The organism is Microbacterium sp. HMWF026 (genome assembly GCF_003061325.1).
Classification (GTDB): domain Bacteria; phylum Actinomycetota; class Actinomycetes; order Actinomycetales; family Microbacteriaceae; genus Microbacterium; species Microbacterium testaceum_E.
Genome location: NZ_QAJB01000294.1, coordinates 15259 through 22802 on the forward strand (window position 1 = coordinate 15259; position 7544 = coordinate 22802).

Consider the following 7544-nt stretch of genomic DNA (forward strand, 5'->3'; position numbering starts at 1 on the left):
GGTGAGGTCACCTTCACCTCGTCGGGCATCGGCACGTTCGACGTCAACTGGAAGGCCCGCAGCGAGGGCTCGAACTCGGTCACCACGCCCGAGGAGCTTCTCGCCGGAGCACACTCCGCGTGCTTCAGCATGGCGCTGTCCAACGCCCTGGCCGACAACGGCACCCCGCCCACCTCGGTGGACACCACGGCATCCATCACCTTCAAGCCCGGCACCGGCATCTCGGGCAGCCACCTCAACGTCAACGCCGTGGTCCCCGGCCTCGACGACGAGACGTTCCAGAAGATCGCCGCCGACGCCAAGGCCAACTGCCCCGTGTCGCAGGCGCTGACGGGCATCGACATCACGCTCGAGGCCACGCTTGCCTGAGTCCCCGGCCCGACGCGTCGTCATCGCCGGCGCGTCGGGCCTGATCGGCTCGGCCCTCGTCGACTCCCTGCGGGCGGACGGCGTCGAGGTCACCTCGCTCGTGCGTCACGCGCCGTCGGGTCCCCACGAGCGTCAGTGGCTGCAGGATGCCGCCCCGCTCGACCCCGACGTCATCGCCGGCGCCGACGCGGTCGTGTGCCTCAACGGCGCGTCGATCGGACACTTCCCCTGGACCCCGTCGTACAAGTCCACTCTGCTCTGGTCGCGCGTCACTCCGACGCGGACGCTCGCCGCCGCCGTCCGCGCGCTCGGCGACGACGCGCCGGCGCTCGTCAACGCCAGTGCCACGGGCTTCTACGGCTCGCAGCCGCGCGTCGTGCTGACCGAGTCCTCGGACCGCGGCTCGGGCCTGCTCGCCGACATCTGCGTCGATTGGGAGGCCGCCGCGCGCGACGCCGGCGACAAAGCGCGCGTCGCGCTGCTGCGCACCGCTCCCGTCGTGCACGAACAGGGCGTGCTCAAGCCCCTGCTGCTGTTGACCAAGCTCGGCGTCTCGGGGCCGATCGGGCGGGGCACGCAGGTCTGGCCGTGGATCTCGCTCGACGACGAAGTGCGTGCCATCCGCCACGTCATCGATTCCGATATCGCCGGTCCCGTCAACCTCACCGGTCCGACGCGCGCGACCGCCAACGACCTCGGCTTCGCGCTCGCGCAGCGGATGAACCGCCCGTACGTGCTCCGCGCTCCCGTGTGGGGCGTCAAGCTGGCCCTCGGAAAAGACGCGACCGAGGCCCTGCTCACCTCGGACGCCGACGTGCGCCCCACCGTGCTCGCGGACACCGGCTACACCTTCACGCACCGCACGGTCGAAGAGGCGGTCGCATCCGCCGTCACCGCGCCCGGGGACTGACCCATCACGCCCGCGCCCCCGGATCGCCACGGTCCGCGGGGCGAGGGCGGGTCAGCCCGCGCGGCGTTCCTCGGCCTCGAGTCGGATCGCCGTCCGGACCGCCTCTCGCGCCCGCCTGCGGTCGCCCGCGGCGTCGTACGCGAGGGCCAGCCGGTACCGCGCCCGCCAATCCGCGGGGTGCTGCTCGACGTCCGCCCGGTACTGCGGGAACAGGGCGTCGCCGTCCGCGCGCTCGATGCGCCCGCTCGGCCGCACCGGCAGATTCTCGTCGGGGAGCCCGCCCTCGGCATCCAGACGCTCCCCCAGGCGCTGCGCGCGCACACCGAACCAGAGCTCCCGACCGATCGCCCACAGCGCCAGCAACGGCAGCACGATCAGGGCCACGCCCATCACCACGCCGACCGTCTCTCCGCTGCCCAGCAGGACGATGGCGCGCTGCCCGGCGAGAAAGATGTACAGCAGCAGGAGGACCGTCATGAGGGCGACGGCGAGACGAACCCTCATGCGCTGGTCGCGCTCGCGACCTGACCCGATACGTCGCCGTCGGCGATGGGCGCCTCGGCTCGCACCGGCCGCGTGCGCACGCCGATGTCGATGAAGCTGTCGAGGCCGACCACGACCCCGCGCGCCTCGCGCGCCGCGGCCAGGGCGATGCGGATGCCGGGCGCGTACGCCGTGGTCGGGTCGATCGTGTCGTGGACGATGGTCAGCGACTCCCCCGCCCCCGAGAGCACCGTCTCCTGGCGCGCGACCACACCCGGTCGGCGCAGCGAGTGGATCGGCACCGACGCCACCCGCTGTCCGCGGGCCCGCTGATCGACGTGGGGCGACTCGACCGGACCCACGTCGGCACGGGCCGCGGCGATCAGCTCGGCCGTACGGACGGCGGTGCCGCTGGGCGAGTCGATCTTCGTCTCGCGATGGGCCTCGACGATCTCGATCGAGGGGAAGAACGGCGCGGCGGCGGCCGCGATGGCGCTGCCGATCACCGAGCCCAGGGAGAAGTTGGGGATGAAGAGGGCGCCCGTGCCGGCGGCATCCACCAGGGGGCGGACGAGGGCGATGCGCTCGTTCGACCAGCCCGAGGTGCCGATCAGCACGTTGATGCCGCGTTCGACCGCGGCGCGCACGACGTCGATCGACGCGGCGGGGGTCGAGGCGTCGATCACCAGGTCGGCGCCGTCGAGCTCGCCGAGGTCGGAGCGCGAACCCAGCACGGCCGAGACCTCGTACCCCTCTTCGGCCTCGACGACCTCGCGGATCACTCCGCCCAGCTTGCCGGTCCCACCCACGATGGCCACACGCGTCGTCATGCGTTCCAGCCTAGGCGGGTGCGCCGACGTCGTGGCGGCGGCACCGGGCGGACGCGCCGGACGCGGCATCCTCGGATCAGACGGGGAGCGGATCGATGAGTCCCGTGCGCAGCTCGACCGGCAGGTGCGCCAGGTCGTTGTGCGAGAGCAGCGTCCAGGGGCGGCCCTTCTTCTGCGCGATCACCGTGAGGCCGCAGTAGGCCTGGTTGATCGTCATCCAGCGCCACTCGGGCGCCTGGAGCACCTCGCGGACGAACCACGAGATGACGAAGTTGTGGGTGATGACGAGCTCGTGCACCTCGCCCGTCTTGCGAGCGAGGAACTCGGCCGTCGCGTCCGCCATCTGGGCGCGACCGGCATCGACCTCGGCCTCGGTGACCGAGCCGAAGAAGGGCTCGTAGGCGGCGGGGGTCTCGGGGGTCATGCCGGTGGGCACGCAGTCGAACAGCAGCGCCGAGGACTCGGGCGAGACGGCGGGCAGGCGATCGGCCACGGCACGCGCGGTCTGGGCGGCCCGCTCGAGGGGCGAGTGCCAGACGGCGTCCAGCGGCAGCCCGGACAGGCGATCGGCGAGCAGCGCGGCCTGGCGCTGCCCCCGCGGAGACAGGGGGCCGTCGGTGAGGCCGTGCTCGGCATCCTGGTGCTCGCCATGGCGCACCAGGTAGATGTAGTGCGTCACGTCAGCTCACTCCGTCGTCGATCCGCCGTTCCCCCGGCCGTTGTTCCAGCCTACGTCACGGCCCGACGAGGCCGGCCGTCACTCGGCGGCGCGCGCGATATCCGACAGCTGCGACCTGCTCAGACGCACGCCCACGGCGCGCATGCACTCGGCGACGTGGCGGGGGGCGAACGCGTTGACGATGGGGGCGGTGACGATCTTCTGGGCGAGCAGCCAGGCCAGGGCCACCGCGGCATCCGGGATGCCCAGTTCGCCACCGACGGCATCGAGCGCGCGCAGCACGCGCGAACCGCGGCGGTTGAGGTGGGCGGCCACCTGCGTACCGCGCACGGACTGCGTGGACTGACCGCGCGTGCGGGTCTCGCCCGCGAGGAAGCCGTGCGCGAGCGGGTGCGAGGGCGTGACCGCCATGTTCTGCGCGGTGGCGATCAGGCGCACGTCGCCGTCGAACTCCGCGCGTCGCAGCACGTTGTACGGCACGTCGAGGACCGTGATGCGCGGGTAACCGGCCGACGAGAGGATGCGCGCCTCGACCAGCTGCGCAGCCGTGTAGCCGTGGGCGCCGACGGCGCGGACCTTGCCCGACTCGACGAGCCACTCGCTCGTGGCCAGGGTGTCTTCGAGCACCGCCCGACCGCCACGAGACGCGTCGAGCGACAGCACGTCGATCCGGTCGGTACCGAGACGTGTGAGCGAGGCCTCGACCGCGCGGACGAGGTTGACGGAGTCGAGCCCGGGGTTGTCGGGATGGCCGCCGACGCGAACCGTCAGGACCGTGTCGTCGCGCGTCCGGCGCGTGCGCATCCATTCGCCGATGATGAACTCGCTGCGCCCCGCGGCGTAGCTGTCGGCGGTGTGCACCGCATTGCCGCCGAGCTCCGCGTAGGCGTCGAGGATCTCGTGACTCGCGCGTGCGTCGACGTTCCAGCCGAACTCGCCCCCGCCGAGAAACATCGGGAAGACCTCGAAACCGGTCTCGCCCAGCGGGCGGCGCACGTGCGCGCCGAGACCGGGACCCTGGACGGCGATGGGGGCGGAGGGGTGCGGAGGCCGGTTGCGACGCAGGCGCGGCGACGCCGTCTCATCGACGCCCGAGCCGCTCATGGTGCGATCCCCTCATGCGGGTGCCGGGGAAGGTCGGTACGGCGGACCCGTATCGCCACGCCCCCCGACGTACTTCCGAGGGTAGGCGTTCGCCCGATGGGGCCCGCTCATTCACCCGGCTCGGCGATAAACATTGCGTAACACTTGCGCGCGTCGCGGTCACGCCCGCCCCACGAGTCACATCCGTCACACGACGGATGCCCGCCCCGCACGAGGCGGGACGGGCATCCGGTGACAGAGGGATCAGCCTTCGGCGGGAGCCTCGGGGCCCTCGCTCGCGGCGGCCGAGCTCTGCGTGTCGGCCGGCTCGGGCGTGGTGGCGTCCTCGTCGAGCACGGGCTCAAGCGACAGCTTGCCGCGGTCGTCGATCTTCGTGATGCGCACGAGGATCTTGCGACCGACCGAGAGTACGTCCTCGACGTTCTCGACGCGCTTGCCGCCGGCGAGCTTGCGCACCTCGCTGACGTGCAGCAGGCCGTCCTTGCCGGGCAGGAGCGAGACGAAGGCGCCGAAGGTCGCGATCTTGACGACGGTTCCGAGGAACTGCTCGCCCACCTCGGGGTTGGTCGGGTTGGCGATCGCGTTGACCTGGGCACGAGCGGCCTCGGCCGAGGGGCCGTCGGTCGCACCGATGTAGACGGTGCCGTCCTCTTCGATCGAGATCTGCGCGCCGGTCTCGTCCTGGATCGCGTTGATCGTCTTGCCCTTGGGGCCGATGAGCTCGCCGATCTTGTCGACCGGGATCTGCACGCTGATGACGCGGGGCGCGGTCGGCGCCATCTCGTCGGGAGCGTCGATCGCGGCGTTCAGGACGTTGAGGATCGTGAGGCGAGCCTCTTTCGCCTGGGTGAGCGCCGCCGCCAGCACCGACGAGGGGATGCCGTCGAGCTTGGTGTCGAGCTGGATCGCCGTGATGAACTCCGACGTACCCGCGACCTTGAAGTCCATGTCGCCGAGGGCGTCTTCGGCGCCGAGGATATCGGTCAGCGCGGCGTAGCGCGTCTGTCCGTCGACCTCGTCGGTGACCAGGCCCATCGCGATACCGGCGACGGGAGCGCGAAGGGGCACACCGGCGTTCAGCAGCGACAGGGTCGAGGCGCAGACCGAACCCATCGACGTCGAACCGTTGGAGCCGAGCGCCTCGGACACCTGACGGATCGCGTACGGGAACTCCTCGCGGCTGGGCAGCACCGGCACGAGCGCGCGCTCGGCGAGGAAGCCGTGCCCGATCTCGCGACGCTTGGGGCTGCCGACGCGGCCGGTCTCACCGGTCGAGTAGGGCGGGAAGTTGTAGTGGTGCAGGTAGCGCTTGCTCGTGATGGGCGACAGCGAATCGATCTGCTGCTCCATCTTGAGCATGTTCAGGGTGGTGACGCCCAGGATCTGGGTCTCACCGCGCTGGAAGATCGCCGAACCGTGGACGCGCGGGATGACCTGCACCTCGGCGTCGAGCGGACGGATGTCGGCCAGACCGCGGCCGTCCATGCGGACGCCCTCGGCGAGGATGCGGCCGCGCACGATCGTCTTCGTGACCGACTTGTAGGCGGCGTTGAACTCGAGCGTGGCGACGGCGGGCAGTTCGCCCGACTCGACGGCGGCGAGCAGCTGCTCCTTGACCGAGGTCTTGACCTCGTCGTCGGCGTTCTGACGGTCCTGCTTGTCGGCGATCTGGTACACGGGCACCAGACGGTCGTAGGCGCGACCGGCGACGAAGTCGTAGGTCTCCTGGCTGTAGGCCGGGAAGACCGGGAACTGCTGGATCTCCTTGGATGCGGTCCGAGCGACCTCGTTCTGCGCGTCGACGAGCTGGCGCAGGAACGGCTTGGCCGCCTCGAGGCCCTCGGCCACGACCTGCTCGTTGGGCTTGGTGGCGCCGCCCTTGATCATGTTCCAGGAGCCCTCGGTGGCCTCGGCCTCCACCATCATGATGGCGACGTCGCCGTCGTCGAGCACGCGGCCCGCGACGATCAGGTCGAAGACGGCGTCCTCGAGCTGCGTGACGGTCGGGAACGCGACCCACTGGTCGGCGTGCTCGCCCTGGCCGGGGATGAGCGCCAGGCGCACACCCGCGATGGGGCCCGAGAAGGGCAGACCCGAGATCTGGGTCGACATCGACGCGGCGTTGATCGCGAGGGCGTCGTAGAACTCGCCGGGCGCGATCGACAGGACGGTGACGACGATCTGGACCTCGTTGCGCAGGCCGTCGACGAACGACGGGCGCAGCGGACGGTCGATGAGGCGGCAGACCAGGATGGCCTCGGTCGAGGGGCGACCCTCGCGGCGGAAGAACGAGCCGGGGATCTTGCCGGCGGCGTACGAGCGCTCCTCGACGTCGACGGTCAGCGGGAAGAAGTCGAAGCCTTCACGCGGGTGCTTGCCGGCGCTGGTGGCCGACAAGAGCATCGTCTCTTCGTCGAGGTAGGCGGCGACGGCGCCCTGGGCCTGCTGAGCGAGGCGACCGGTCTCGAAGCGGATGGTGCGGGTACCGAAACGGCCGTTGTCGAGAACGGCTTCGGCGGCGGTGATTTCTGGACCTTCCAAGAGGTCCCTCCTTCTTTGTTTAGGCTCGCCGCCCCGTGTGGGCGACGAGCTGACATGCGAAGGAGCAGGAACAGGCAGAAAGGGCGCGCCGACGAATCGACCCGGAAATCCCGGCGACTGGCCACCAGTAGACGACCACCCGGCGAGACGACGGGGAGTCCACCACAGGGGACCAGCGTCTGCCGGCCTGCTCCGTGAGCTCATATGGAATTGAGCGGATGCCAAGACGGCATTCCGCTCCACCATATCAGCGGCAGCCCCCGAGGGGTGGGCACGCCACGGGCGCGTGCTCTACCGTGACCTCATGGGTCTCATCCGTCGCAGTGGTCACACGCTCCTCGCGTGCGCGCTGATGACGGCTGCGATCGCGCCGTCGCCCGCCGCGGCCGTCGGGACGTCGACCGTGTCGGTGCGCCCCTCCGCCGCGGTCGACGAGGCCGCGGTCGCGCACGTGAAAGAGCAGCTGGATGCCGCCGAGGCGACCGCCGCGCAGGCTTCCCGTCGCGCGCTGGACGCCGCGACGGTCGCCGACGAGGCCCGGCGGCAGGCCGATTCCACGGCCGCGCGCGCCCAGCAGCTCTCCGCGCGCAGCGCCGCCGCCGACGCCGAGATGACCGCGGCGAGCGGT

8 protein-coding genes are annotated in these 7544 nt (G+C 71.2%); 3 read left to right on the top strand and 5 right to left on the bottom strand.

Annotated elements, in window-relative coordinates; all coding sequences use genetic code 11:
- Both DBR36_RS11390 and DBR36_RS11395 read left to right on the top strand, forming a co-directional pair.
- Positions 1 to 369 (top strand): OsmC family peroxiredoxin (locus tag DBR36_RS11390; protein WP_258222763.1); only part of this gene is annotated, 369 nt, incomplete at its 5' end.
- Positions 362 to 1279, top strand: coding sequence for a TIGR01777 family oxidoreductase (locus DBR36_RS11395; RefSeq protein WP_108319475.1), 918 nt, complete (start codon positions 362 to 364; stop codon positions 1277 to 1279). The genes DBR36_RS11390 and DBR36_RS11395, both read left to right, overlap by 8 nt.
- A gap of 51 nt (positions 1280 to 1330) precedes the next feature.
- Here the strand turns inward: DBR36_RS11395 and DBR36_RS11400 are convergent, their stop codons facing one another.
- The 5 genes from DBR36_RS11400 to DBR36_RS11420 form a co-directional block, all read right to left on the bottom strand.
- Positions 1331 to 1783: a hypothetical protein gene (locus DBR36_RS11400; protein WP_108319477.1), complete on the bottom strand. Its 453-nt coding sequence runs from the start codon at positions 1781 to 1783 to the stop codon at positions 1331 to 1333.
- Positions 1780 to 2592 carry a 4-hydroxy-tetrahydrodipicolinate reductase gene (gene dapB / locus DBR36_RS11405; protein WP_108319479.1) on the bottom strand — a complete coding sequence of 271 codons (813 nt, stop codon included), beginning with the start codon at positions 2590 to 2592 and terminating at the stop codon, positions 1780 to 1782. Before dapB ends, DBR36_RS11400 begins: the two co-directional genes overlap by 4 nt.
- 76 nt (positions 2593 to 2668) lie before the next feature.
- Entirely contained in the window at positions 2669 to 3271 is a 603-nt protein-coding gene (locus tag DBR36_RS11410; protein ID WP_108319481.1) for a histidine phosphatase family protein, read from the bottom strand.
- Positions 3272 to 3349: 78 nt separating this feature from the next.
- On the bottom strand, positions 3350 to 4375 hold the full coding sequence (locus DBR36_RS11415) for an aldo/keto reductase (RefSeq protein WP_108319483.1): 1026 nt from the start codon (positions 4373 to 4375) through the stop codon (positions 3350 to 3352).
- Positions 4376 to 4618: 243 nt separating this feature from the next.
- Positions 4619 to 6916 (bottom strand): polyribonucleotide nucleotidyltransferase, encoded by a 2298-nt coding sequence (locus tag DBR36_RS11420; RefSeq protein ID WP_108319485.1) that lies wholly within the window; start codon positions 6914 to 6916, stop codon positions 4619 to 4621.
- A 304-nt stretch (positions 6917 to 7220) separates the two neighbouring features.
- Here DBR36_RS11420 and DBR36_RS18075 point away from each other — a divergent pair.
- Positions 7221 to 7544, top strand: a 324-nt coding sequence (locus tag DBR36_RS18075; RefSeq protein ID WP_375136078.1) for a hypothetical protein, incomplete at its 3' end; no start/stop codon positions are given.

Excerpts from the sequence above, each read along its gene's own strand:
- DBR36_RS11400 (WP_108319477.1), bottom strand. The coding sequence starts at position 1,783 with ATGAGGGTTCGTCTCGCCGTCGCCCTCATGACGGTCCTCCTGCTGCTG.
- dapB (WP_108319479.1), bottom strand. The coding sequence starts at position 2,592 with ATGACGACGCGTGTGGCCATCGTGGGTGGGACCGGCAAGCTGGGCGGA.
- DBR36_RS11415 (WP_108319483.1), bottom strand. The coding sequence starts at position 4,375 with ATGAGCGGCTCGGGCGTCGATGAGACGGCGTCGCCGCGCCTGCGTCGC.